We start from the raw sequence: 22589 nt of genomic DNA, 5'->3' as shown, positions 1-22589 counted from the left end.
GTTGACAATTTCGCGGGTCACTGTACCCGCATCGGCTCCAGGAACAGGGCCTCGACCAGGTCCCCGCACCATTTCAGCAGGTCGAGGTCGCGAAGCGGCTGACCGCCGATCGGTTTCGTCTTGGGCACCGGGACGAGCAGGATGCTCGTCGCCTGCTTCCAGATCGACCGCGGGTAGAGCCGCTGCAGCCGCACCTGCTGGGAGTCCTTCAGCTCCACGGGCGCGAACCTGATCTGCTGGCCCTGCAGCGTCACGTCCGTCAGCCCGGCCCGCCGCGCCTTGATGCGGAAGCGCGCCACCTCCAGCAGGTTGTCCACCTCCTGGGGCGGCCTGCCGTACCGGTCGGTGAGCTCGTCGCGGACGGCCGTGATGTCGTCCTCCGAGCCGATCGCCGCGATCCGCTTGTACGCCTCCAGCCGCAGGCGCTCGGAGGTGACGTAGTCGTGCGGCACGTGGGCGTTGATCGGCAGCTCGACCTTGACCTCGGGCCGCTCCTCCACCTTGCTCTCGCCCGCGAGCTTGGACTTCTGTTCCTGTACGGCCTCGGCCATCATCCGGACGTACAGGTCGAAGCCGACGCCGGCGATGTGGCCGGACTGCTCGGCCCCGAGGATGTTGCCGGCGCCGCGGATCTCCAGGTCCTTCATCGCGACGTACATGCCCGCGCCCATCTCGGTGTGCTGGGCGATCGTGGCGAGCCGCTCGTGCGCGGTCTCGGTCAGCGGCGACTCGGGCGGGTAGAGGAAGTAGGCGTAACCGCGCTCGCGGCCCCGGCCGACCCGGCCGCGCAGCTGGTGGAGCTGCGACAGGCCGTAGTTGTCGGCCCGGTCCACGATGAGCGTGTTGGCGTTGGGCACGTCCAGGCCGGACTCGACGATCGTGGTGGAGACCAGCACGTCGAAGCTGCGCTCCCAGAAGTCCACCATGATCTTCTCGAGCTGTGTCTCGTTCATCTGCCCGTGGGCGACCGCGATCCGCGCCTCCGGCACCAGCTCGCGCAGCCGCGCGGCCACCTTGTCGATCGTGCGGACCCGGTTGTGGACGAAGAACACCTGACCGTCGCGCATCAGCTCGCGCCGGACCGCCGCCGCGATCTGCTTGTCGTCGTACGGCCCGACGAAGGTGAGGATCGGGTGCCGCTCCTCCGGCGGGGTGAGGATGGTCGACATCTCGCGGATGCCGGTCAGGCCCATCTCCAGCGTCCTCGGGATCGGCGTGGCCGACATGGCGAGCACGTCGACCTGGGTGCGCATGTGCTTCATGGCCTCCTTGTGCTCGACGCCGAACCGCTGCTCCTCGTCCACGATGATCAGGCCGAGGTCCTTGAACTTCACCTCGGGCGACAGCAGCCGGTGCGTGCCGATCACCACGTCGACCTCGCCCGTGCGCAGGCCGTCGAGGGTCCCCTTGACCTCGCTGTCGGTCTGGAACCGGGAGACCGGCTTCACCGTGACCGGGAAGGCGGCGAACCGCTCGCCGAACGTCGACAGGTGCTGCTGCACCAGCAGCGTCGTCGGCACGAGGACGGCGACCTGCTTGCCGTCCTGCACCGCCTTGAACGCCGCCCGCACCGCGATCTCGGTCTTGCCGTAGCCGACGTCGCCGCAGATCAGGCGGTCCATCGGGACGGGCCGCTCCATGTCGCGCTTGACCTCGTCGATCGCCTCGAGCTGGTCGCCCGTCTCGGCGTACGGGAAGGCGTCCTCCATCTCCCGCTGCCAGGGGCTGTCGGGGGCGAACGCGTGGCCGGGCGAGGCCATCCGGGCCGAGTAGAGCCGGATCAGCTCACCCGCGATCTCCCTGACCGCCTTCTTCGCCCGGGTCTTGGCCTTGGCCCAGTCGGCCCCGCCCATCCGGTTGAGCGTGGGCGCCTCGCCGCCGACGTAGCGCGTGACCTCGTCGAGCTGGTCGGTCGGCACGTAGAGCCGGTCGCCCTTGGCGTACTCGATCACCAGGTATTCGCGGGTCGCGCCCTGGATCGTGCGCTGGACCATCTCGACGTAGCGGCCCACGCCGTGCTGCTCGTGCACGACGTGGTCGCCGACCTTGAGCTGGAGCGGGTCGACCATGTTGCGGCGGCGCGACGGCAGCCGGCGCATGTCCTTGGTGGACGCCTTCTGCCCGACCAGGTCGAGGTGGGTCACCACGGCGACGTCCGGCGTGACGAAGCCGTGGTCGATGCGGCCCGTCGTGACCTGCACGACGTCCTTCGGCGGCGGTCCGTCGAGGGACGGCACCAGCCGCGCCGCCACGTCCACGCCCTTGAGCAGCTCGACCATGCGCTCGGCCGGGCCGTGCCCCTCGCTCAGCAGCACGACGGCCTTGCCCGCGCCCAGCCAGCCCTTGATGTCGGCGAGCGCCCGCTGGGTGTCGCCCCGGTAGGCCTCGACGTCCTGCGCGTCCAGCTCCACGCCCTCGCCGAACGGCGCGATGCTCCACCACGGCTGGCCCAGCTCGCGGGCGTGGTCGCGCACCTCCTCCAGCGTGCGGAAGGCCGCCGCCTCCAGGTCGATCGGCGCCTCGCCGCCCGCCGCCGCGGCGATCCAGGACGCCTCCATGAACTCCTGGCTCGTACGGACCAGCTCGACGGCCCGGCCGCGGATGCGCTCGGGGTCGCAGACGAACACGGCCGACCGCACCGGCAGGTGGTCGAGCAGCAGGTCCATGGCCCCGGCGAGCACGGGCGCGAACGCCTCCATGCCCTCCACCGGCACCCCCTCGGCGAGCTGGTCGAGCACGTCCTTCAGCGCCGGGTGCTCCTCCCCCAGCTCGCGGGCGCGCCGCCGTACGTCGTCGGTGAGCAGCAGCTCGCGGCAGGGCGCGGCGAACAGGCCGTCCTGGGCGACCTCCAGCGAGCGCTGGTCGGCCACCTTGAACCAGCGGATCTCCTCGATCGTGTCGCCCCAAAACTCCAGCCGCAGCGGATGCTCCTCGGTGGGCGGGAACACATCGAGCAGGCCGCCGCGCACGGCCACCTCGCCGCGCTTCTCCACCATGTCCACCCGGTGGTAGCCGTTCTCGACCAGCCGGGCCACGATGTCGTCCAGGTCGGCCTCGTCGCCGGCGCGCAGCCGTACGGGCGCGAGGTCGCCGAGACCGGCCACGATCGGCTGCAGCAGCGAGCGGACCGGGGCCACCACGATCCGCAGCGGACCGGCGGTCTGGTCGCCCTCGATCGGGTGCGCCAGCCGCCGCAGCACGGCCAGCCGCTGGCCGACCGTGTCGCTGCGCGGCGACAGCCGCTCGTGCGGCAGCGTCTCCCAGGCGGGGAAGACGGCCACGGAATTCTCGTCGACCAGGCTGGTGAGCGCGGCGGCCAGATCCTCCGCCTCACGCCCGGTCGCCGTGATCGCGAGCACCGGCCGTACGCGGGACAGCGCGGCCACGGCGAACGGCCGCAGCGCGGGCGGCGCCACCAGCTCGGCACCGGGATCGGCGGACTGCCCTGCCGCGTCGAGCGCGGCGGCCAGCCTGGATTCGGCGGAAACGAGGTCGAGCAGTCCGGAAAGAGACATCGATGCCTTCAAAAGCCCCGTGACTTAGACAGCCGGCGTGCGGACGCGGCCCCCGGCATCCGGCCGACCCCCGCCTGAGCGAAGATCCACGAGATGCTCCCAACCGGGCCGCGGCTATCCAGGCTACGCCCTGTCCGCCCGCCTCGCTCCGCTCGGCCGCTCGGTCCGGACGAGATGGGGGACGGCAAATGCGCAACTCAGCGTCCTCAAATGATTACTCTCAGTCGTATGACAGAGGTTCGGTTGTCGTCCGCGGACCAGGACGACGTGTTCAGCCAGCGGATTCGCGAGCAGTGGACCGACCAGCTCGGACGGCGGCTCGACATCCTCATCGCCGGATGCGGCCGGGGCGGCGCCCTCGACGTGGGGCGGTACGAGCCGAGGATGACGGGGGTGGACGAGGATCTGCCGCCCCTGCGGGCGCACACCGCCAACCGCGGCGACCTGGAGGCGTCCTACCTGGGCGACCTGCGTCTGGTGCCGATCCCGCCGCGCTCCTTCGACGTCGTCTACGTGTCGTTCCTGCTCGAACGCATCCACCACGCCGAGCTCGTGCTCGACCGGCTCGTCGCGGGGCTGCGCCCCGGCGGGCTGCTGCTGCTGAAGATGCGCGACCGGAAGTCGGCGTACGGCTTCTGCGACCGGGTGACGCCCCGCTGGCTGCGCCGGACGCTGTGGCGCACGCTCGCCCCGGCCGGGTCCGTGGGGCCGCTCCCGGCGGTCTACGAGCCGCTGGCCTCCCGGGAGGGCATCCAGGCGTACTGCCTGATGCGCGGACTCATGATCGCCGAGGACTACTCGGCGGTGAGCGGCCCGGCCCGGCGGGGACCGCACAGCGGTCTGGTCTCGGTGGTCTGCCGGGCCGTGGCCGCGCTCTCGCGAGGCGGGCTCAACGGCACCGAGGACGAGATCACCATGGTGATCCGCCGTCCGCAGAACCACTTCGCCCGCCTCATCTGACCCCTACCGCGGGGTCAGGACCGGTTCCCACGACCCGGGCTGCTGGCTGTTCTTCCGGTTCGCCGTCAGCGGTACGGCGTTCCCGCCGTCCACGTCCACCAGCACCAGTCCGTTGGTGAACTCGTTGCCGCACCTGCCGGCGCAGCCCAGTCCGACCAGGCGGCGGTTGTCCGCCCAGGCGAGAAGCTGGAGCACCTGCTGACGGCCCACGACTTTGCCCGTCGCAACTTCGGTGACCTTGGTCGGCATGCCGTCCCGGCCGGCCAGCAGCCTGCCGTTGGGCGACACGCCCGCCTTCGACTCCGGCGCGACGTAGCCGTCGGGCGCCTCGTGCGGCCGGCCCTCCAGGTCGTAGAAGGCGTCGGGCCGCGGCATGAGGTATCTGCTCTCCCAGACCAGCGTGCCGTCGTCGCTCCACCGGAAGTCGCGCCGCACGTTGCCGGGTCCGATGCGGCAGGGATCGACGGCGCGGAACCTGCCCGCCGTCGCGGTCGCCACGTCGACGATGTAGAACCCGGTGCGGCTCGTGGAGATCCTCCCGGGGTGCGGCTGCCCGGGACTCGCCGGCGCGCGCGGCGGGCAGGTTTCGCGGCCGGCCGCGCTCTGGTGCAGGTCTGGGCTCTTGTCGTAGGCGGTGGCCACGAGCCGGGTGCCGTCGGGCGACCAGGAGACGCCGCCCACCGGATGTTCCACGGGCACCCACGCCCGCACCCGGCGCGTCTCCATGTCGAGGATTCCGATCCTCCGCACCGGGAGGTCCTTCTCCAGGACCGCCGCCCAGCGCAGGCCGGGCGCCACCTCGGCCCAGCCCCATTGCGTCTTCTTGTAGCTCTGCGTCACCTGGTCGAGCACATACCACGTGCGGTCGATCACCCGGCGTCCGTCGACGGTGCGCCACCGCCAGGTGTAGTAGGCGGAGACGGCCACCTGCCCTGCCGCGATCATCTTCTTCGGCGGCGAGCTCGCCATGTCGGCGAGCACGTCCTGCGCGTGGGCCGTCTGCCGGTAGGGCTCGACGGGCACCACCACCGGTGCGCCGCCGCTGTCAGCGGGCTGCGCGAACCGGGGGATCACGACCAGCGGCACCAGCAGGGCCACGGCCGCCACGAGCGCCGCGCACGAGACCGCCCCCGCGAATCTCGTCAGGCGCAGCCGCGACCGGCGGCGCAGCGCGCGGCCGGCGAGGTCGGCGGGCACGTGCACCTCCCGCGACCACTCCTCCAGCGTCTGCTTCAGCATCCGGGGCGTCATCAGATCACCTCGCTCAGGCGCAGGTCAGTGAGTTCCGGCGCGGTCGCCCGCAGCCGGGCGAGGGACCGGTGCGCGGTGCTGCGCACGGTCCCGACCGAGCAGCCGAGAATGCGGGCCACCTCGTTCTCGGGCAGGTCCTCCAGATACCGCAGCACGAGCACGGCGCGCTGCCGGGGCGTCAGCCGGGCGAGCGCGCGGCGCAGGATCATCCGCAGCTCGGCGTCGTCGGCGTCTCCACGGCCGGCCGGGTGCTCCGGCACGTCGGCCACGCTGGTCTCCCGTTGCCGCCACGCCAGCCGCCACCAGCTGATCTGCTGCCGGTACATGACCTGCCGCACGTACGCCTCGGGCTCGTCGAGCCGCCCCCATCGGGTGACGACCTTGGCCAGGGCGGCCTGCAGCAGGTCCTCGGCGGAGTGCTGGTCGCCTCCGGTCAGCAGATAGGCCAGCCGCATGAGCGCCGGCGCGCGGGCCGACACGAAATCGCGGAATCGTCGCTCCTCTGCGGCGTCCACGAGCACCTCCTCGGATTAATGTCTGCCTGTAGACGCCCCGGGCACGGGCGCGCTATGCGTGCCGGTGCCAGTAGGGTGCGTATCCGACCCCATGAGGTCCGATCGATCAAGCGGAAACGGATGCCATGACCGAGTGGACGCCCGACGCACGTGAGCTGGCCGACCTGGAACTGCTGCTGTCCGGGGCGTACGCGCCGCTGACCGGCTTCCTCACCTCTGCCGAGGTGGAGAGCGTGGTCGACCGCGGGCGGCTGCCCGGCGGGGCGCCCTGGCCCGACCCGGTCACCATCGCGCTTCCCGACGAGTTCGGGCCCGGCGACCGGGTGACGCTCAAGGACCCCGAGGGCGCGGCGGTCGCGGTGCTGACCGTCGTGGAGCGGGACGGCCACCACGCCGCGGGACCGGTCGAGGCGCTCGACGCCCCCGCGTACGGCCCGTTCGCCCGGCTGCGCCGTACGCCGGAGGAGGTGCGCAAGGACCTGCCGTACGGCGAGGTCCTCGCGGTGACGATGCGCGGGCCGCTCGACTCCGCCGCGCTCGACGAGGTCGCGGCGACCGCCGAGGAACTGGACGCGGCCGTGCTCCTCATGCCCCTCGTCTTCGGCGAGGGCGGCCCGGCCGTGGTGCGCGCCGCGCTCAAGGCGGCCGAGAAGCTCCCGGGGGCCACGGTGGTCGCGGTGCCGCTCGCGCCGCGTGAGGACACCGAGATCGACCTCGAGCTCCGCGAGCACGTGGCGCGCAACTACGGCGCCACCGAGCATCTCGCCGGCCCCGCGCCGGTCACGATCCCCGGGCCGCCGCACAAGCGGGGTCTCGTGGTGTTCTTCACCGGGCTGTCCGGCTCGGGCAAGTCGACGATCGCCCGGGGGCTGCGCGACGCGCTGCTGGAGCGCGGCGGCCGCACGATCACCTACCTGGACGGCGACGTCGTGCGGCGGCTGCTGTCGGCGGGGCTCACGTTCTCGCGGGAGGACCGCGACCTCAACATCCGCAGGATCGGGTTCGTGGCCGCCGAGGTCGCCCGCCACGGCGGCCTCGCCGTCTGCGCGCCCATCGCGCCGTACGCCGCGACGCGGGACGAGGTGCGGGCGATGGTCGAGGAGGTCGGCGGCGACTTCCTGCTCGTCCACGTGGCCACGCCGCTGGAGGAGTGCGAGCGCCGCGACCGCAAGGGCCTGTACGCCAAGGCGCGCGCCGGGCTGATCCCGGAGTTCACCGGGATCTCCGACCCCTACGAGGAGCCGGAGGACGCCGACCTCGTTCTCGACACGACGGACATGACGGTCGAGCGCGCGGTCGGCGCCGTGCTGAACCTCGTCACCGCGGGCGGCTGGGTGCGCTGAGGCGTCCCCCCGGGCACGCTCAGGAGGGCGGCACCGGCGTCGACGTGAAGCGGGGCAGCCGTCCGAGCTGCGCGAACGCCCGGGTGGCGCCCGGCGTGGTGTCGAACCTGGTGTCACCCCGGGGAGCCAGCGGCGAGTCGAAGTAGACCAGCGCCTTGATCTGCGGGTAGTTCCCGATCTGGCGCTGGACGGACTCGAAGAAGTCGCGCTTGAATCCCGGCGCTCCGCGCCGCTCGAAGGCGCCCCACTCGGCGACCATGATCGGCTTGGCCGGGAACCTCGCCTGCATCCACCGGTAGAACCCGGGCCAGCCCGGCGCGTCGGGCCGGGTCTTGTCGACCAGCCCGGCGAAGTCGCGCACCCGGTCGTCTGCGTACGGGTCGAAGGCCACCCAGTCGACCACGTCGTCGCCGGGATAGAGCCGGCCGAACCACGGCTTGACCGCCCAGTTGGGCGCGCCCATGTAAGTCATCACGGTCACCGCGTTGCGCACGCCCCGCTGCCGCAGGCGCGTCACCACGTGCCGGTACATCGCGACGTAGTCGGCGGCCGTGTATCCCCCGCCCTCGCGTACGTCGTTCTCCGGCTCGTGGTGGATCGTGAGGAAGAACCGGCCGGGGAAGGTGCGCCGGATGTGCTCGGCGAGCCGGTCGACGCGCCCGTCCACCTCGCCGCGCGCGACCTCGGCCCAGGTGTGGTCGAGCGCCGGCTTCCAGTTCACCAGCAGCAGCCGGGGGCCCTTGGCGATCTCCCGCTCCTCGGCGGTGGGGAAGAGCTCGCCGCCCCGGTGGTAGACGTGCACGATGTCGGCCCGGCGGCCCATGCGCCGTTCGGCCATGTCCACCGCGCGGATCGGGCCGCGTCCGGAGAAGACGTCGGGCGCGATCCCCCACCACGCCCCGCACGTCGGGATGAGCTTGTCGGTGACCGCGCAGGCGACCGGCGTCGTCGCGGCGCCGCCGCCCGGCACCCGCCCGCTCGTGGCGGTGCCCGCGCAACCCGTCGCGCACGCCCCCGCCGCCAGTACGGCCACGCCGGCGATGAGTCTCATCGCGCCCCCTTTTTCGGCAGACCTCGCAATGAACGGATGGGCAAACACCATCCCATCAATTCCCGTGGCTTCGGAAGCCGTTTCCCCATCTCAGATGTACGGAAATATCCGCTTTCATCGGCTAATTGCTCGGCCATTGCCCGGCCCGAATTCGGCAATAGCCGGGGACGAAACTCCTCGGCGGCCTATAGTTCGAGACCGGATCCCGCCGGACCGCCGCCGGGACCACGAACGCGCCCGGCGGCTTCTCCCTCATTCCGGGGCCACAACTCCCCGCACCGAGGCCGCGGCCGCGTGACGACCGAGGGCACGGGGAGTTCGATGAGCCTGCCGCCGCACAGCCGTCACCGGGTGGATCACGGCCTGGCGGAGTACGGTTCGGTGCTCGGGCGCAGGCGTCTGGTCGCCGCCGTCTGCCTGCTGGCGGGAGTGGGCGGCGCAGGCGCGGCGCTCGCGCTGACCCCCGAGCGTTACACCGCGGTCGCCCAGGTGCAGGTGCTGCCGACCGGCGCGCAGGAACAGTTCAACGTGCCGAACGCGCGGCAACGGGAGACGCTCAATCTCGACACCGAATCACAGATCGCCCGGTCGGCGGTCGTCTCGGCCCGGGCCGCCGAAGCACTGAAAAATCCGAATCCGGAGGAATTGCGGGAGCACGTCACCGTGGACGTTCCCCCCAATTCCGCCATTCTTTCCATTTCGTTTTCCGCGTCCGATCCCCAAGCCGCGGCGGCGGGAGCCCAGGCGTACGCGGAGGCGTACCTGCGCAACCGCGCCCGCGCGGCCGAGGACGCGATCGGCGCCCAGCTCAAGCTGATCGCCGCGCGGCTGCGCGACGTCGAGGACGATCTCGACGAGGCCACCGCGACCCGGAGCGCGACCGCGACCGCCCAGACGGCCCCGGCCCAGACCACGACAGCAGGGGGTGCGGCCGGGCTGGGGACGACGCGGCGGCAGGCCATGCTCGCCCGGCAGGTGTCGGACCTCACGCTGCGCTACGACGCGCTCAAGACCGTCGCGGTGACGCCGGGCACGGTCATCAGCCCCGCCAGGCCGCCCGCGCGACCGGCCCACCCCAGCCCCCCGCTCTTCCTCGGCAGCGGCCTGTTCCTCGGCATCCTGGCGGGGGCGGGCGCCGCGTTCGGCCGAGACCGCCTGGACACCCGCGTCCGCACGTGTGCGGACATCGAGAGGTTGTGCGGCCTGCCGCTGCTCGCCGAGCTTCCGGCCAGGCCGGACTCCGGGATCCTCGACGAGATGGCCGCCGCCGTCGCCACGTCGCTGGGCGGCGGGCCACACCGGCTGCTCCTCGAAGGCGTCGGGGTCACGAGCACCGCCAGGCCGCTCGCCAAGGGCCTCGGCTCGGCGCTGGCGCATCTCGTGCCGGTGACGGTCGTGACCGGCCGGTCGGCCCATCCCGACGCCGCCCTGCTGCTGGTCGGCCTGCGGCGGACGACCTCCCCCGAGGTCACCCGGGCCGTGCGGCAGCTGTCCCGGCAGGGCGCCCGCGTGCTCGGCGCCGTCGCCGTACCGCCGGGGTTCGTCGCGCCCGTCCCCGAGACCGCGGAGTGGGGCGCGTGAGAGCCCCCGGCATCCGCATCGCGAGCGGTCCCGCGCCGATGGTCGCCGTCCCGCGGTTGGAGCTCCCGGCGCACGGGACGGGGTGGCAGGACCGGCCGCCCGGCGGGGACCAGCCCCTTGCGGCCCGCAGGCGCCGTCGCCGTCGCCGTCCCGCGCGGACGGCCTGGCCGATCGCCGCGCTCCTGCTCGGCTACCCGGTCTGGTGGGCGCTCGGCCTGGGCGGGCTGTCGGTGGTGGTGCTGGCGGCGCCCATGGCGGCGGTGCTGTGGCGCAGGCGGCCGATCCGCGCGCCGAAGGGCTTCGGCCTGTGGGCGCTGCTGCTCACGGGCTACCTCGTCAGCGCGCTCGCGCTCGCCGAAACGCCGGACGGCACGTACGGCGAGCTCGCCGCCGGCCGGGTCATCGGCTACCTGATGCGGCTGGCCGTCTACGTCTCACTTCTGATCATGGTGCTCTACCTGGGCAATCTCACCCATGACGAGCTGCCGCAGCGCACCCTCGTCAGGTGGCTCGGCGTGCTGTTCCTGACGGCCGTCGCCGGCGGGCTGCTGGGCGTGCTCGCGCCCGGCTTCGCGTTCACCTCGCCCATGGAGATGGTGCTGCCGCCGTCGATCGGCGGCCACCCCTTCGTCGCCAACCTCATCCACCCGACGGCCGCCCAGATGCAGCACGTGCTCGGGCACGCCGCACCGCGTCCGGAGGCGCCGTTCGAGTGGGCCAACGCCTGGGGCAGCGACGTCTCGGTGCTGGTGATCTGGTTCGTGGTGGGCTGGTGGGCCTACGGCGGGCCGTACCGCCGGGTGGCGGCCGTGCTCGTGCTCGCCGTCGCCGCCGTCCCGGTCGTCTACTCGCTCAACCGGGGCCTGTGGATCGGGCTCGGGGTCTCGGCGGCCTACCTCGTGATCCGGGGCGGACGCCCCCTCGTGGCGGCCGCGGCCGCGGCCCTCGCCGCCGCGGTGTTCCTGCTGTCGCCGCTGAGCGGCATCGTCGCCCAGCGGCTGGACAACCCGCACAGCAACGGCATCCGCGCGTTCACGGTCGCGACCACGGTCCGGGTCGCGACCTCGTCCCCGGTGATCGGATACGGCAACACGCGCACCGCGTACGGCAGCCACCGGACCGTGACGACGGGCCGCAGCGCGTGGTGCGTGGAGTGCGGCCATCCCCCGCTCGGCAGCGACGGGCAACTGTGGCTGCTGCTGATCAGCCAGGGCTTCGCGGGGGCCCTGCTGTACGCCGCCTTCTTCGCCGGCGCGGTGCGGCGCTACTGGGCGGACCGGTCGCCGATCGGCAAGGCCGGGACGCTCGTGATGATCATCGTGCTGCTCTACATGGTCGTCTACGACGGGCTGATCAGCGCCCTGACCCTCTTCCTGATCTCCTTCGCACTGCTCTGGCGCAACGCCGCCGTGACAACGGACCTCGGGGAGGCCCGATGAGGGACGCCGCCGATCGTCTCCGCTACCTGGACCAGGTCATGAACCTGCTGTTTCCCGGACACGACGCCCGTCCGGGGGCCCGCAGCGTGCTGCCGCACCGCCTCGCCCCCCGGCGGGTCGTCCCGCGCGCGTGGTGGCACGGCGCGCTGGGGCGCGGCCTGCCCGTCCACGGCGGGACCGACACGATCGAGACGCACCTGAGCGACGTCCTCGGCCGCCGTGTGCGCGTGGTCGTCCACGTCAGGCCCGCCCGCCGCGCCAACCGCAAACCCATCCTGGAGGCGTACGACGAGTCGGGACTCGCGGGGTTCGTGAAGATCGGCGACTCACCGCGGGCCAAACGGCTGGTGCGGTACGAGAGCGAGGTGCTGCGCATGCTCGCCGGGCGGCCGTTGAAGGTCGTCATGCCGCCCGACGTGCTGTATCACGGCGAGTGGCGGGGCCTGGAGGTGCTGATGCTGTCCCCGCTGCCCGTGACCTCCCGCCGCGTGCCCGCCCGCCTGCTCGATTCGGCCGTACAGGAGATCGCCGCCATCCGCCCGTACGACGAGGAGAGGCCCGGGGATCGGCACGGGGAGGCGGCCTGGCACGGGGACTTCACCCCCTGGAATCTCGCGGCGGGGGCGGACGGGCGGCTGCTCGTGTGGGACTGGGAACGCTTCGCGGTCGGCGTGCCGCTCGGCTTCGACGCCCTGCACCACTTCTTCCACCAGGCGCTGCGCCGGATGCCGCCCGCGGTCGCCGCCCGGTCGTGTCTCGCCCAGGCGGGCGGGGTCCTGGAGCCGTTCGGCGTGGAGGTGGCGCTGGCCCGCCGTACGGCGGTCCACTACCTGGTCGCCCTGGCCGAGCGGCACCACCGCGACGGCCACGAGCCGCTCGGGCCGCCCGCCGTCTGGCTGAACCCTCTCGTCGACCATGAGGAGTGCCTGCTGTGAAGGCGCCGTTGAAGCACTCGGCGCACGCCGTCTCGTACGCCGCAGGAAGGCTGACCAGCGGCGGGAGGGTGCTGCCGTCGTTCCTGATCGTCGGAGCCCAGCGGTGCGGCACGACCTCGCTCTACCGCGCCCTGTCCCGGCACCCGCTGGTGATGAAGCCGGTGCTGCGCAAGGGCGTCCACTACTTCGACATGGCCTACGAGCGGGGCCTGGCGTGGTACCGCGCCCACTTTCCGCTGACATCCGGGGCCCGGATGCTCGGGTTCCGGCACGGCCAGGCCCCCCAGGCGTTCGAGTCGTCCCCCTACTACCTGTTCCATCCCCTGGCGGGGGCCCGCATCGCGGCCGACCTGCCCGGCGTCAAGCTGATCGCCCTGGTCCGGGACCCGGTGGAGCGGGCCTGCTCCGCGCACGCGCACGAGCTGGCGCGGGGGTTCGAGACCGAGCCGAGCTTCGAGCGCGCCCTCGCGCTGGAGCCGGAGCGCCTCGCCGGTGAGGCAGAACGGCTCCGGAGCGTCCCCGGCTACGTCAGTCACGCGCACCGGCATCAGGCGTACCTCGCCCGGGGACGGTACGCCGAGCAACTCGCCCGGCTGGAGCCGCTCGTGGGGCGCGACCGGATCCTGGTGCTCGACAGCGGGCTGCTGTTCCGCGACCCCTCCGCCGCGTACGACCGGGTGCTGGGCTTCCTGGGGCTGCCCCGGCTGGTGGACGTGGAGTTCGAGCGGCACAACGCCCGGCCGCGTCAGGCCATGCCCGCGTCGGTCCACCGCCGGCTCCGCGAGCACTTCGAGCCGTGGGACGCGCTGCTCGTGCCGTGGCTGGGGGCGGTGCCCTCGTGGCGGCGCTGACCGGACCGTCCGCGGGTCCCGGGCGCAATCGTCCCGGTCATGAGGGTCCGCACGGTGGCCCTCGTGAGCGGAGGGGCCTGCTGCGGCATGGGGTCGCCGGGCTGGTCTCGGCGGCCGCCGCCGCGGGCGGGCAGTTCGCCCTCGTGCTCGTGGTGACGCGGTCGCTGTCCCCGCAGGCCGCCGGGGCGTTCTTCACGGCCACATCGGTGTGCCTGATGCTGGCGGGCGTCGTGCGCCTCGACACCGGCAACGGCCTGGTCCACGCCCTGGCCCGCACCCGGCCCACCGGGCCCACCCGGCCCATCCGGCCCGTCCGCGGCCCTGGCGGGGGCCGGCGGCTGGTCCGCGGGGTCCTCGCGCCGGTGGCCGCGCTCGCGTCCGTGACCGGGGCTGCGGTCGCCGTGGCTGCGGGGCCGCTCGCCGGGCTCACCGGCGTGCCCGGCGGCGTCTGGGTGGTGCTGGCCGCCGCCCTGCCGTTCGTCACACTGTCGGACGTGCTGATCTGCGCCACCCGCGGCCTCGGCACCATGCGGCCCACGCTGCTGCTGTCCGGGGCCGTCCAGCCGCTCGGGCAGCTCGCGCTCGTCAGCGCCGCCGTGCTCTGCGCCGCGCCGCCGCCGGTGCTGGCCGCGGCCTGGGCGGTTCCCTGCCTGGCGGGCGCGGTGCTGGCCGCCGTACGGCTGCGGGGGCTCGGGCCGTACGAGGTGGGAGAGGTCGGGGCCTTCTGGCGGCACACCGCGCCGCGGTCGGCCGCCGCGGCCCTGCAGTCGGTGTTCCAGCGGCTCGACGTGGTGATCGTCGCGCTGCTCGCAGGACCCGCCGCCGCGGCCGTCTACACCGCGGCGACCCGGTTCAAGGTGCTCGGACAGCTCGCCGGTCAGGGGCTCGCCCAGGCCGCGCAGGCGCGGCTGGTGCGGGCCCTCGCCGAGGGCGACCTGGACGGCGCCCGCGCGCTGTATCGCACCACCACCAGGTGGCTGGTCGTGCTCACCTGGCCGCTCTGGCTGGGATACGCGGCGCTCGCGCCGTGGCTGCTGCCGCTGTTCGGGCCCGCCTACGCCGGCGGCGGCGCGATCGCGCTCGTCCTGTCGGCCACGATGATGGTCGCCACCGCCTGCGGCATGGTCGACGTCGTGCTCGTCGCGGGCGGGCGCACGGCCGCCAGCCTGGCCAACGTGACCGCGGCCGTCGCGGTGACGATCGCCCTCGACGTGCTGCTCGTCCCCGCGTACGGCGCGCTGGGCGCGGCGCTGGGCTGGTCGGGCGGCGTGCTCGTGAAGAACCTGCTGCCCGCCGTCCAGGTCCACCGCCGGTACGGCCTGCTCCCCTTGGGCCTGCGCCGCCCCGCCGCCGCGACAGCCTGGGCCTGCGCCGCCCCGCCCGCGCGACGGCCGTCCGGATGAGGGCCGCGTCGTGACACCCGCACCCGGCCGCCGGCCCCAGCGGGACCGGATGACGGCCGCCGGGCCGCCCGTGCTGGTCACGGGCCTGCCGCGCAGCGGCACGAGCTGGGTGGGCCGGATGCTCACGGCGAGCGGGCGGCTGGTCTACGTGAACGAGCCGCTGAACCCGCAGCGCCCGCCCGGCCGCTCCCCCGGCGTGCTCGACGCGTCCGTGACGCACCGCTTCCAGTACGTCTGCCCGGACAACGAGACGCCCTGGCTGGCGGCCTTCTCCCGGACGGTCGCGCTGCGCTACGGCTGGGCGGCGGAGATCCGCCGCAACCACGGCCCCGGCGACCTGGCCCGCATGGCCAGGTACGGCACGGCCTTCACCCTCGGGCGCCTGCTGGCCAGGAGGGCGCTGCTGGACGACCCCTTCGCACTGCTGTCGGCCGAATGGTTCGCCGGCCGCCTCGGCTGCCGGGTGGTCGTCGTGGTCCGCGACCCCGTGTCGTTCGCCGGGAGCTGGCGGCGGCTCGGCTGGCGGGTGGACGTGCGCGAACTGCTCGGCCAGCCCCTCCTGGTGCGTGACCACCCGTACGTGGCCGATCTCGGGCCCTTCACCGGCGAGCGGGATGTGATCACCTCGGCGGCCGTGTTGTGGCGGGTCGCGTGGCGGGTCACCGACACGATGGCCCGGCGGGCGGCCGGCATCAGGGTCGTGCGCTACGAGGACCTGTGCGCCGCGCCCCTCGACGGCTTCCGCGACCTCTACGACTGGTGCGGCCTGCCCTGGACCGATCGCGCCGCCCGCCGGGTCACCGCCGCCTGCACGTCCTCCCGGAGGCCGGCCCGTTCCCCGTTCACCTGGACGGGCCTGTCCCGTACGGCCTACCGCCCGATGGACTCCCGCCGGGCGCTCACCGCGGCCTCACTCCCCCACGAGGACGCCGCCCGCGTACGCGCCCTGGTATACGGCTGACCGGCCTGCCTCACAGGCGACACGCAGCTAGCCGAGGGTGGTGTCGCCGAGGGAGGCGAGGAGGGTACGCAGGGCGCCGACCAGGTGATCTCGCTCCCCCGGGTCCAGCGGGGCCAGCAGTCGCGCCTCGTTCGCGACGTGCGGCTCCAGCACCTCGTCCACGAGCGCGAGGCCGCTGCCGGTGAGCCGTACGCGGACGGACCGCCGGTCGCCGGAGTCCGGGATCCGTTCGACCAGCCCCCTGGCGGCCATGCGGTCGATGCGGTTCGTGATCGCGCCGGAGGTGACCATCGCCGCCCTGTTCAGGGCTCCGGCCGTCAGCTCGTACGGCGGGCCCGACCGGCGCAGCGTCGCGAGCACGTCGAACTCCCACGTCTCCAGGCCGTACGACGAGAAGAACTCCTTCAGCTCCCGGTCCAGCAGCCGCGCCAGCCTGGAGACGCGCCCGACGACGCCCATCGGCCAGGGGTCCACGTCCGGCCGTTCCCGCCGCCACTGGCTCAGCAGCATGTCCACGGCGTCGCCCATCCAGGCTCCCTCGACGTCTCTCAGCGTTCGTTTATTTGACGTTTAACTGTTCGGCGTGCTGTTATCTCAACACTGAGATTATCAACGAGGAGCAACCGTGAGAATCGCCAGCCATGGTTCCCTGCCGGCCGTGGGCACGCTCGCCCTCACCGCGCTCACCCCACTCGTCTGGGGCTCGACCTACGCCGTGACGACCGAGTTCCTCCCGCCCGACCGTCCCCTTTTCACCGCGCTGACCAGAGCGTTGCCGGCCGGGCTCGCACTGCTCGCCGTCACCCGCGTGCTGCCGCGGGGAGTGTGGGTCTGGCGGGCGGCGGTGCTCGGCGCGCTGAACATCGGGGCGTTCTTCCCGTTGCTGTTCCTGGCGGCGTACCGGCTGCCGGGCGGTGTCGCGGCCGTGCTGGGCGCCGTCGGCCCGTTGTTCGCGCTCGCCTTCGCCGCCCTGCTGCTCGCCGAGCGTCCGACCGCGCGCAAGGTGCTCGCCGGGCTCGTCGGGCTGCTCGGGGTCGGACTGGTCGTCCTGCGCGCCGAGGCGCGACTGGACATGGTCGGCGTGCTCGCCGGGCTCGTGGGGGCGGCGTCCATGTCGGCCGGGACCGTGCTGACCAAGCGCTGGGGCCGTCCCGAGGGCGTCGGCGCGCTCGCCCTCACCGGATGGCAGCTCAGCGCCGGCGGGCTGCTGCTCGTTCCGGTCGCCCTGCTCGTCGAGGGCGCGCCGCCCGCGCTCAGCGGCGAGAACCTGCTCGGCTACGCCTATCTGGGCATCGTCGGCACCGCCCTCGGCTACTGGATCTGGTTCCGCGGAATCTCCCGGCTGCCCGCGACCTCCGTCGCCTTCCTCGCGCTGCTGAGTCCGGTCTCCGCGGCCGTCATCGGCTGGGCCGCGCTCGGTCAGGCTCTCAGCCCGGTTCAGCTGCTCGGCATGGTCCTCGCCCTCGGCGGCACCCTGCTCGGCCAGGCCCCCGCGGGTGCCTCCCGGCGCGCCGAGGCCCCACCCGAGCCCGTACGGCCCGTGGCCGAGCCGGCCTGTCCGTCCCGCTGACGGAAGACGCGCGAGACGGAAGACGCGCGAAACAGGACACACGCAGGACGGAGGACGCGCGAGGACACGGGGAAGGCGGCGCGGGCGCGACGGAGGGGACGTGGGAGGATTTTCACGGCCGTGCTGTCACCACCGGAGGACGGGCGCGATGCGCGACGAGAAGATCAGCGACTTCCTCTCCCGGCTCGCCGACCGGGTGCCCGCCCCGGGCGGAGGCGCCGCCGCGGCCCTGCAGGCCGCCCAGGCCGCCGCGCTGCTGGGCATGGTCGCGCGGTACAGCACCGGGGAGAAGTACGCCGGGCACGCGTCCCTGGTCGAACGGATCATCGGCGAGACCGACGAACTGCGGTCGAGGGCTCTGCGCCTGGCCGAGGACGACGAGGCGGCGTTCACGGCGGTCACCGAGGCGTACAAGCTGCCCAAGGACACCGACGAGGCGAAGGCCGCCCGGTCGGCCGCCATCGCCGAGGCGCTGGTGGGAGCGGGCAGGGTCCCGGCCGAGGTCGCCGGCGTCGCGGAAAGGGCCGTCGGCATCGCCGAGGAACTGCTGCCCACCGGCAACCGGAACGTCGTCTCCGACATCGCCGCCGCCACCGAGGCCGCGCGGGCCGCGGCGACCACCGCCCGGGTGAACATCGAGATCAACCTCGGCGGGATCAAGGACGAGCGGGCCCGCGCCGAACTGACCGCCGTGGCGGCAGGCGTGGACGACGTGGCCGCGCGGGCCGAACGCGTCACCGCCGCCGTCCGTGCGGAGATCGCCCGATGAGCGCCCGGGTGCTGTCCGGCAAGGAGCTCGCCGCGGCCGTCCGGACCGAGGCCGCCGAGCGGGCCGCCGCACTCGCCGCGGCCGGCAGGCCGCCGAAGCTCGCGGTCGTCGTGGCGACCGCGGACGAGTCCAGCGCCTGGTACGTCCGCTCGATCGCGCGTGCCGCGGAGAAGGCCGGCATCGCCTGCGACATCGTCGACCTCGGCGCGGAGGCCGACCCCGGCCGGATCCGCGAGCGGCTGGCGGAGCTGAGCGCCGACGACACCGTGCACGGCGTCATCCTCCAGACTCCGCTGCCGCGGGGAGCGAAGCTGGAGGACCTGGCCGGCGCGATCGCGATCGAGAAGGACGTCGACGGCGCCAACCCGCTGTCGCTGGGCCGCCTGGCCGCGGGCCTGCCCGCGTTCGCTCCGGCGACCGCCGAGGCGGTCGTGGCGATCCTCGACCACCACGGCGTCGACCTGGCCGGCCTGCACGTCGCCGTGGTCGGCCGGTCCACGGTGGTCGGCAAGCCCGCCGCCCATCTCCTGCTGGACCGGAACGCCACCGTGACGGTCTGCCACTCCCGCACGCGGGACCTGGCCGCGATCACCGCCGTCGCCGACGTGGTCGTGGCCGCGGCCGGCCGGGCCGGGCTGATCACGGCCGAGCATGTGCGGACCGGGGCGGTCGTCGTGGACGTCGGCACCAACCCCACCGAGGACGGCGGCCTGGTCGGCGACGTCGACGCCGTCGCGGTCGCGGACAAGGCGGGGGCGCTCACGCCCGTGCCCGGCGGGGTTGGCCCGGTGACGACGGCCCTGCTGCTGCGCCACACCGTCCAGGCCGCCGAGCGCGGCTGACCGCGTCCCCCTGCCGCCCGCACCGGCCGGTTGCCCCGTCAGCCGGACGCGGCCGGAGCGTCGACGGGAGCGACCGGGGCATCGGGCCGGGACGGGATCCGCATCGCCGCCGAGGCCTTCCAGGCCGCGGTCACCAGCAGCGGCACCAGCAGTGCCAGCGTCCAGGTCAGTCCGAGCACCTGTGCGACCCGGCCGACCAGCGCCGGAGCGAGCAGCATGGCCGAGTACGTCATGGTGGTGAGCCGGGCCACCGCGGCGGTCGCCCCCGTGGCGCCCTCCTCCGTGCCCGCGTGCCCGGCCGCGCTGAAGATCAGCGGCAGCGGTGAGGCCAGCCCGAGACCGGTGAGGGCGAATCCTGCGACCGCGAAAACCGGAGTGGGGGCCACGACCACCGCCGCCAGGCCGATGGCCGCCAGCGCGGTGCCGCCCCGGACCAGGACGCGTGCCGGGTACCGCGCGGACAGCCGGTCGCCCGCGAGCCGTCCCGCCGTCTGGCAGGCGGTGAAGGCGACGAGGCCCAGCGAGGCCACGCCCAGTGAAGCGCCCCGATCGTCGTGCAGGAGCACCCCGCTCCAGGTGATGACGGCCTCCTCACAGGCCAGCACCGCCGCGCCCATCGCGCCGAGAAGCAGGACGCGGCGCGTCCAGCCCGCCCGCCGTCCTCGCCGTCCGGGCACGTCGTCCGTACGCGCGGACGGGTGCTCCGCGGAGGGTTCCTCGGCCGGCAGCCATCTGCCCGTCACCAGGGCGACGGTCGTCACGACCGCCCCCAGGATCAGGTAGTGCGTGGTGAGGGACATGCCCGCCTGCGCCGCGGCCCCGCCGGTGACCGAACCGGCCACCGAGCCGATGCTCCATGCCGCGTGGCAGCCGTTCATGATGGGACGGTGCGCCGCCCGTTCGACCATCACCGCCTGCGCGTTCATGCCCGTGTCGAGCAGCCCGTTCGCGGCTCCGACGAAGACCATGGCCGCGGCCAGGTGGACGTGCCCGCCGGCGAGGCCCACCCCGACCAGGGCGAGGGGAAGGGCGACCGCGGCGATCCGCACGACCCAGGCGCTGCCGATCCGCGCCGCGAGTCGCCCGGCGACCCGCGTCGCGGCGAGCGCCGCCACACCGGCCAGGGCGTTCAGGAGGCCCAGCAGTCCCTCCGTCAGATCGTGGTCCATCTTGAGGGAGGGCGTACGGACCGCGAACGCGGCGATCAGGGCGCCGTTCACGGCGAACACCGCCGTCACCGCCGCTCGTGCCCGTGGCACGGCTCTCCGGTCCCGGCCCTCTCGCCGTCCGTCTCGACCGGCTGCCCCCCGGGCCACCTCGGACATGCGTCCCGCCTTCCCGTACGGCGCCTTCCGACGAGCGCCTCCCGCAAGCACGACGGCGCCGGGGCGGATTTTCGACATCCGGGCGGAACCGGCTGTCGATTTCGGGACACCATCGCGTCGTAGAGGAGAGCGGCCGCGCAGGGCGGCCACCGTGTCCCGGAGGAGACAACCGATGAAGTACCTGCTGTTGATCTGTGCCGAGGAGTCGGTCGAGGTGAGCCCCGAGCAGGCCGACCCGGAGGCGTGGGTCGAGGAGACCGAGCGCCGCGGCGTGCGCCTCGGCGGGCATCGCCTGTGCCCCGCCGGCGACGCCACGACGGTGCGGGCCGGACTGGTGACCCAGGGGCCGTTCGCCGAGACCAAGGAGCAGATCGCCGGATTCGACATCATCGAGTGCGCCGACCTGGACGAGGCCATCGAGATCGCCTCGAAGCACCCGGTGGCGTCGTTCGGCGCGATCGAGGTGCGGCCGTTCTGGCCGGAATGAGCGGCGCCGACGTCACCCGGGTCGTCGAGGAGGCGTTCCGCGAGGAGTGGGGCCGTGTCGTCGCCATGCTGATCCGGCTGACCGGCGACTGGGACCTGGCCGAGGAGTGCGCCCAGGACGCCTTCGCCCAGGCGCTCGCCCGCTGGCCCCGGGACGGTGTGCCGCGCCGTCCCGGGGCGTGGCTCACCACCGCGGCGCGCAACCGGGCGCTGGACCGGTTCCGCCGCGGCACCGCCGAGGCGGCGCGGCTGCGCGCGCTGGCCTCGGCGCCGGCCGGGCCCGGCCCGGAGCCCCGGCCGGAGTCCGCGGAGGAGGATCACGTGCCCGACGACCGGTTGCGTCTGATGTTCACCTGCTGTCACCCGGCCCTGCCGCTGGAGGCGCAGGTCGCCCTCACGCTCCGTACGCTCGCGGGGCTCACCACGGCCGAGATCGCCGCGGCGTTCATGGTGCCGGAGGCCACCATGGCGCAGCGGCTGGTCAGGGCCAAGCGCAAGATACGCAACGCGGGCATCCCCTACCGGGTGCCGCCCGCGCATCTGCTGGCCGAGCGGACGGCGGGTGTGCTCGGCGTGCTGTACGTCCTGTTCACCGAGGGCTATTCGGCCAGCGGCGGGCCGAGCCCCGCCCGGCCGGAACTCACGGTCGAGGCCATCCGGCTGGCCCGGGTGCTCGCCGGGCTCATGCCGGGCGAGCCCGAGGCGCAGGGGCTGCTCGCGCTCATGCTGCTGCAGGACTCACGGCGCGCGGCCCGGTTCGACGAGGCGGGCGACATCGTCACGCTGGAGTTCCAGGACCGCGCGAAATGGGACCACGACGAGATCGAGGAGGGGCTGCGACTCCTGGACGACGCGCTGGCGCGCCGCCGCCCCGGGCCGTACCAGGTGCAGGCGGCCATCGCCGCCTGTCATGCCACCGCCCTCGACCCGGACGACACCGACTGGCCCCAGATCGCCGGGCTGTACGGAGAGTTGGCACGGCTGGCGCCGTCCCCGGTTGTCGAGCTGAACCGGGCGGTGGCCGTGGCGATGGCCGACGGCCCCCTCGCCGGTCTGCGACTGGTCGACGAGCTGCGGGCCGCCGGCGAACTGGCCGGGCACCACCTGCTCGCCGCCACCCGTGCGGACCTGCTGCGCCGGCTGGGCCGTACGGCGGACGCGACGCAGGCCTACGGGGAGGCCCTGGCGCTCGCGCCGACGGACGCGGAGCGCCGCTACCTCGCCCGCAGGCTCACCGAGACCGGCGGGACCTGACAGGCGGCGCGGTCATGCGGGCCCTGCCGGCCGGGCATCTTTGGCGAACGCCCGCCGATCGGCCGGCGGCGATCACACGGCGGACGCGCCAAGGATCGTCGTCGTAAAGTGTGAAAGGGCCTCGTCGAGTTGCTTCCGTCAGACGGGGACGCTGACCGCTCCGTCCACCGGGAGGGCGATTCATTCGATGCCACACCGCAATCGCACGTGGATATGGGCGGGACGGCTGATTTTCGGCCTCGTCGTCATCGGACTCGTGGGGTATTACTCGGTGGTCGGGCTCGACAGGGCCGACAAGTTCGCCAGCGTAATCGGCTCCCTTCTGGCGCTCGCCGCATTGGTCGTGCCGCACCTGCTTCCCGTCTCCCGCGGCGACGACGGACGAGGCTCGACGTCACCCGCGGCGAACGCCACCCATGGTCAGATCGACGCTCGTCATGCCCAGGGGGTGCAGATCAACCAATCCGGCGGGAACACCCAGCACAACACCTTCCTGTCGTGATGCGTGAGCGGGACGAGGAGAACCCGGGTGAGACCG

The 22589-nt window shown here is 73.6% G+C and carries 20 protein-coding genes; 14 read left to right on the top strand and 6 right to left on the bottom strand.

The annotated features are described in order from the left end of the window. Window positions 1-17: 17 nt before the first annotated feature. Window positions 18-3515 (bottom strand): transcription-repair coupling factor, encoded by a 3498-nt coding sequence (mfd, locus tag AAH991_RS17475; RefSeq protein WP_346226897.1) that lies wholly within the window; start codon window positions 3513-3515, stop codon window positions 18-20. Between the two features lie 228 nt (window positions 3516-3743). Here mfd and AAH991_RS17470 point away from each other — a divergent pair, with 228 nt between their 5' ends. Beyond that, entirely contained in the window at window positions 3744-4475 is a 732-nt protein-coding gene (locus tag AAH991_RS17470; protein ID WP_346226896.1) for a methyltransferase domain-containing protein, read from the top strand. A 3-nt stretch (window positions 4476-4478) separates the two neighbouring features. On the opposite strand, the gene AAH991_RS17465 is transcribed toward AAH991_RS17470, so the two are convergent. Both AAH991_RS17465 and AAH991_RS17460 read right to left on the bottom strand, forming a co-directional pair. Then, window positions 4479-5726 (bottom strand): WD40 repeat domain-containing protein, encoded by a 1248-nt coding sequence (locus tag AAH991_RS17465; protein ID WP_346226895.1) that lies wholly within the window; start codon window positions 5724-5726, stop codon window positions 4479-4481. Then, window positions 5726-6241, bottom strand: coding sequence for a SigE family RNA polymerase sigma factor (locus AAH991_RS17460; protein ID WP_346226894.1), 516 nt, complete (start codon window positions 6239-6241; stop codon window positions 5726-5728). Before AAH991_RS17460 ends, AAH991_RS17465 begins: the two co-directional genes overlap by 1 nt. Before the next feature lie 101 nt (window positions 6242-6342). Here AAH991_RS17460 and cysC point away from each other — a divergent pair, with 101 nt between their 5' ends. Beyond that, entirely contained in the window at window positions 6343-7584 is a 1242-nt protein-coding gene (gene cysC, locus AAH991_RS17455) for an adenylyl-sulfate kinase (protein WP_346227020.1), read from the top strand. A 19-nt stretch (window positions 7585-7603) separates the two neighbouring features. Here the strand turns inward: cysC and AAH991_RS17450 are convergent, their stop codons facing one another. Beyond that, window positions 7604-8635 (bottom strand): glycoside hydrolase family 26 protein, encoded by a 1032-nt coding sequence (locus tag AAH991_RS17450; RefSeq protein ID WP_346226893.1) that lies wholly within the window; start codon window positions 8633-8635, stop codon window positions 7604-7606. Between the two features lie 321 nt (window positions 8636-8956). Between AAH991_RS17450 and AAH991_RS17445 the strand changes: the two genes are divergently transcribed. The 6 genes from AAH991_RS17445 to AAH991_RS17420 are packed head-to-tail and all read left to right on the top strand — an operon-like array spanning window position 8957 to window position 15805. Further along, the gene (locus AAH991_RS17445) at window positions 8957-10216 is read left to right on the top strand and encodes a YveK family protein (RefSeq protein ID WP_346226892.1); all 1260 of its coding nucleotides are present in this window, start codon (window positions 8957-8959) and stop codon (window positions 10214-10216) included. After that, window positions 10213-11655, top strand: a complete 1443-nt coding sequence (locus AAH991_RS17440) for a hypothetical protein (RefSeq protein ID WP_346226891.1) — start codon at window positions 10213-10215, stop codon at window positions 11653-11655. The genes AAH991_RS17445 and AAH991_RS17440 overlap by 4 nt, the downstream gene beginning before the upstream one ends. Then, on the top strand, window positions 11652-12590 hold the full coding sequence (locus tag AAH991_RS17435) for a hypothetical protein (RefSeq protein WP_346226890.1): 939 nt from the start codon (window positions 11652-11654) through the stop codon (window positions 12588-12590). The genes AAH991_RS17440 and AAH991_RS17435 overlap by 4 nt, the downstream gene beginning before the upstream one ends. Further along, complete coding sequence (locus AAH991_RS17430; RefSeq protein ID WP_346226889.1) at window positions 12587-13441, top strand: sulfotransferase domain-containing protein; 855 nt, start codon at window positions 12587-12589, stop codon at window positions 13439-13441. The genes AAH991_RS17435 and AAH991_RS17430 overlap by 4 nt, the downstream gene beginning before the upstream one ends. Continuing rightward, the gene (locus tag AAH991_RS17425; RefSeq protein ID WP_346226888.1) at window positions 13408-14844 is read left to right on the top strand and encodes a lipopolysaccharide biosynthesis protein; all 1437 of its coding nucleotides are present in this window, start codon (window positions 13408-13410) and stop codon (window positions 14842-14844) included. Before AAH991_RS17430 ends, AAH991_RS17425 begins: the two co-directional genes overlap by 34 nt. Before the next feature lie 10 nt (window positions 14845-14854). Then, window positions 14855-15805, top strand: coding sequence for a sulfotransferase (locus tag AAH991_RS17420; RefSeq protein WP_346226887.1), 951 nt, complete (start codon window positions 14855-14857; stop codon window positions 15803-15805). Between the two features lie 27 nt (window positions 15806-15832). On the opposite strand, the gene AAH991_RS17415 is transcribed toward AAH991_RS17420, so the two are convergent. After that, window positions 15833-16333: a MarR family winged helix-turn-helix transcriptional regulator gene (locus AAH991_RS17415; protein ID WP_346226886.1), complete on the bottom strand. Its 501-nt coding sequence runs from the start codon at window positions 16331-16333 to the stop codon at window positions 15833-15835. Between the two features lie 97 nt (window positions 16334-16430). Here AAH991_RS17415 and AAH991_RS17410 point away from each other — a divergent pair, with 97 nt between their 5' ends. From AAH991_RS17410 to AAH991_RS17400, 3 genes are all read left to right on the top strand, one after another. Further along, window positions 16431-17375, top strand: a complete 945-nt coding sequence (locus tag AAH991_RS17410; protein ID WP_346226885.1) for an EamA family transporter — start codon at window positions 16431-16433, stop codon at window positions 17373-17375. 148 nt (window positions 17376-17523) lie between these two features. Beyond that, window positions 17524-18144, top strand: coding sequence for a cyclodeaminase/cyclohydrolase family protein (locus tag AAH991_RS17405; RefSeq protein ID WP_346226884.1), 621 nt, complete (start codon window positions 17524-17526; stop codon window positions 18142-18144). Beyond that, window positions 18141-18986 (top strand): bifunctional 5,10-methylenetetrahydrofolate dehydrogenase/5,10-methenyltetrahydrofolate cyclohydrolase, encoded by an 846-nt coding sequence (locus AAH991_RS17400; protein ID WP_346226883.1) that lies wholly within the window; start codon window positions 18141-18143, stop codon window positions 18984-18986. The genes AAH991_RS17405 and AAH991_RS17400 overlap by 4 nt, the downstream gene beginning before the upstream one ends. A 38-nt stretch (window positions 18987-19024) precedes the next feature. Here the strand turns inward: AAH991_RS17400 and AAH991_RS17395 are convergent, their stop codons facing one another. Beyond that, entirely contained in the window at window positions 19025-20245 is a 1221-nt protein-coding gene (locus tag AAH991_RS17395; RefSeq protein ID WP_346226882.1) for an MFS transporter, read from the bottom strand. A 238-nt stretch (window positions 20246-20483) separates the two neighbouring features. Between AAH991_RS17395 and AAH991_RS17390 the strand changes: the two genes are divergently transcribed. From AAH991_RS17390 to AAH991_RS17380, 3 genes are all read left to right on the top strand, one after another. Beyond that, window positions 20484-20798 carry a YciI family protein gene (locus AAH991_RS17390; RefSeq protein WP_346226881.1) on the top strand — a complete coding sequence of 105 codons (315 nt, stop codon included), beginning with the start codon at window positions 20484-20486 and terminating at the stop codon, window positions 20796-20798. Further along, complete coding sequence (locus AAH991_RS17385) at window positions 20795-22051, top strand: RNA polymerase sigma factor (protein ID WP_346226880.1); 1257 nt, start codon at window positions 20795-20797, stop codon at window positions 22049-22051. The genes AAH991_RS17390 and AAH991_RS17385 overlap by 4 nt, the downstream gene beginning before the upstream one ends. Window positions 22052-22238: 187 nt before the next feature. Then, window positions 22239-22553, top strand: coding sequence for a hypothetical protein (locus AAH991_RS17380; protein ID WP_346226879.1), 315 nt, complete (start codon window positions 22239-22241; stop codon window positions 22551-22553). The last annotated feature ends 36 nt before the right edge of the window (window positions 22554-22589 follow it).

Origin of the sequence: Microbispora sp. ZYX-F-249 (assembly GCF_039649665.1) — a bacterium.
Classification (GTDB): domain Bacteria; phylum Actinomycetota; class Actinomycetes; order Streptosporangiales; family Streptosporangiaceae; genus Microbispora; species Microbispora maris.
Note: the sequence above shows the minus strand (reverse complement) of the source record. Positions and strands in the feature narration are given on the sequence as shown.

Excerpts from the sequence above, each read along its gene's own strand:
- mfd (WP_346226897.1), bottom strand. The coding sequence starts at position 3,515 with ATGTCTCTTTCCGGACTGCTCGACCTCGTTTCCGCCGAATCCAGGCTG.
- AAH991_RS17470 (WP_346226896.1), top strand. The coding sequence starts at position 3,744 with ATGACAGAGGTTCGGTTGTCGTCCGCGGACCAGGACGACGTGTTCAGC.
- AAH991_RS17465 (WP_346226895.1), bottom strand. The coding sequence starts at position 5,726 with ATGACGCCCCGGATGCTGAAGCAGACGCTGGAGGAGTGGTCGCGGGAG.
- AAH991_RS17450 (WP_346226893.1), bottom strand. The coding sequence starts at position 8,635 with ATGAGACTCATCGCCGGCGTGGCCGTACTGGCGGCGGGGGCGTGCGCG.
- AAH991_RS17445 (WP_346226892.1), top strand. The coding sequence starts at position 8,957 with ATGAGCCTGCCGCCGCACAGCCGTCACCGGGTGGATCACGGCCTGGCG.
- AAH991_RS17435 (WP_346226890.1), top strand. The coding sequence starts at position 11,652 with ATGAGGGACGCCGCCGATCGTCTCCGCTACCTGGACCAGGTCATGAAC.
- AAH991_RS17415 (WP_346226886.1), bottom strand. The coding sequence starts at position 16,333 with ATGGGCGACGCCGTGGACATGCTGCTGAGCCAGTGGCGGCGGGAACGG.
- AAH991_RS17405 (WP_346226884.1), top strand. The coding sequence starts at position 17,524 with ATGCGCGACGAGAAGATCAGCGACTTCCTCTCCCGGCTCGCCGACCGG.
- AAH991_RS17400 (WP_346226883.1), top strand. The coding sequence starts at position 18,141 with ATGAGCGCCCGGGTGCTGTCCGGCAAGGAGCTCGCCGCGGCCGTCCGG.
- AAH991_RS17390 (WP_346226881.1), top strand. The coding sequence starts at position 20,484 with ATGAAGTACCTGCTGTTGATCTGTGCCGAGGAGTCGGTCGAGGTGAGC.
- AAH991_RS17385 (WP_346226880.1), top strand. The coding sequence starts at position 20,795 with ATGAGCGGCGCCGACGTCACCCGGGTCGTCGAGGAGGCGTTCCGCGAG.
- AAH991_RS17380 (WP_346226879.1), top strand. The coding sequence starts at position 22,239 with ATGCCACACCGCAATCGCACGTGGATATGGGCGGGACGGCTGATTTTC.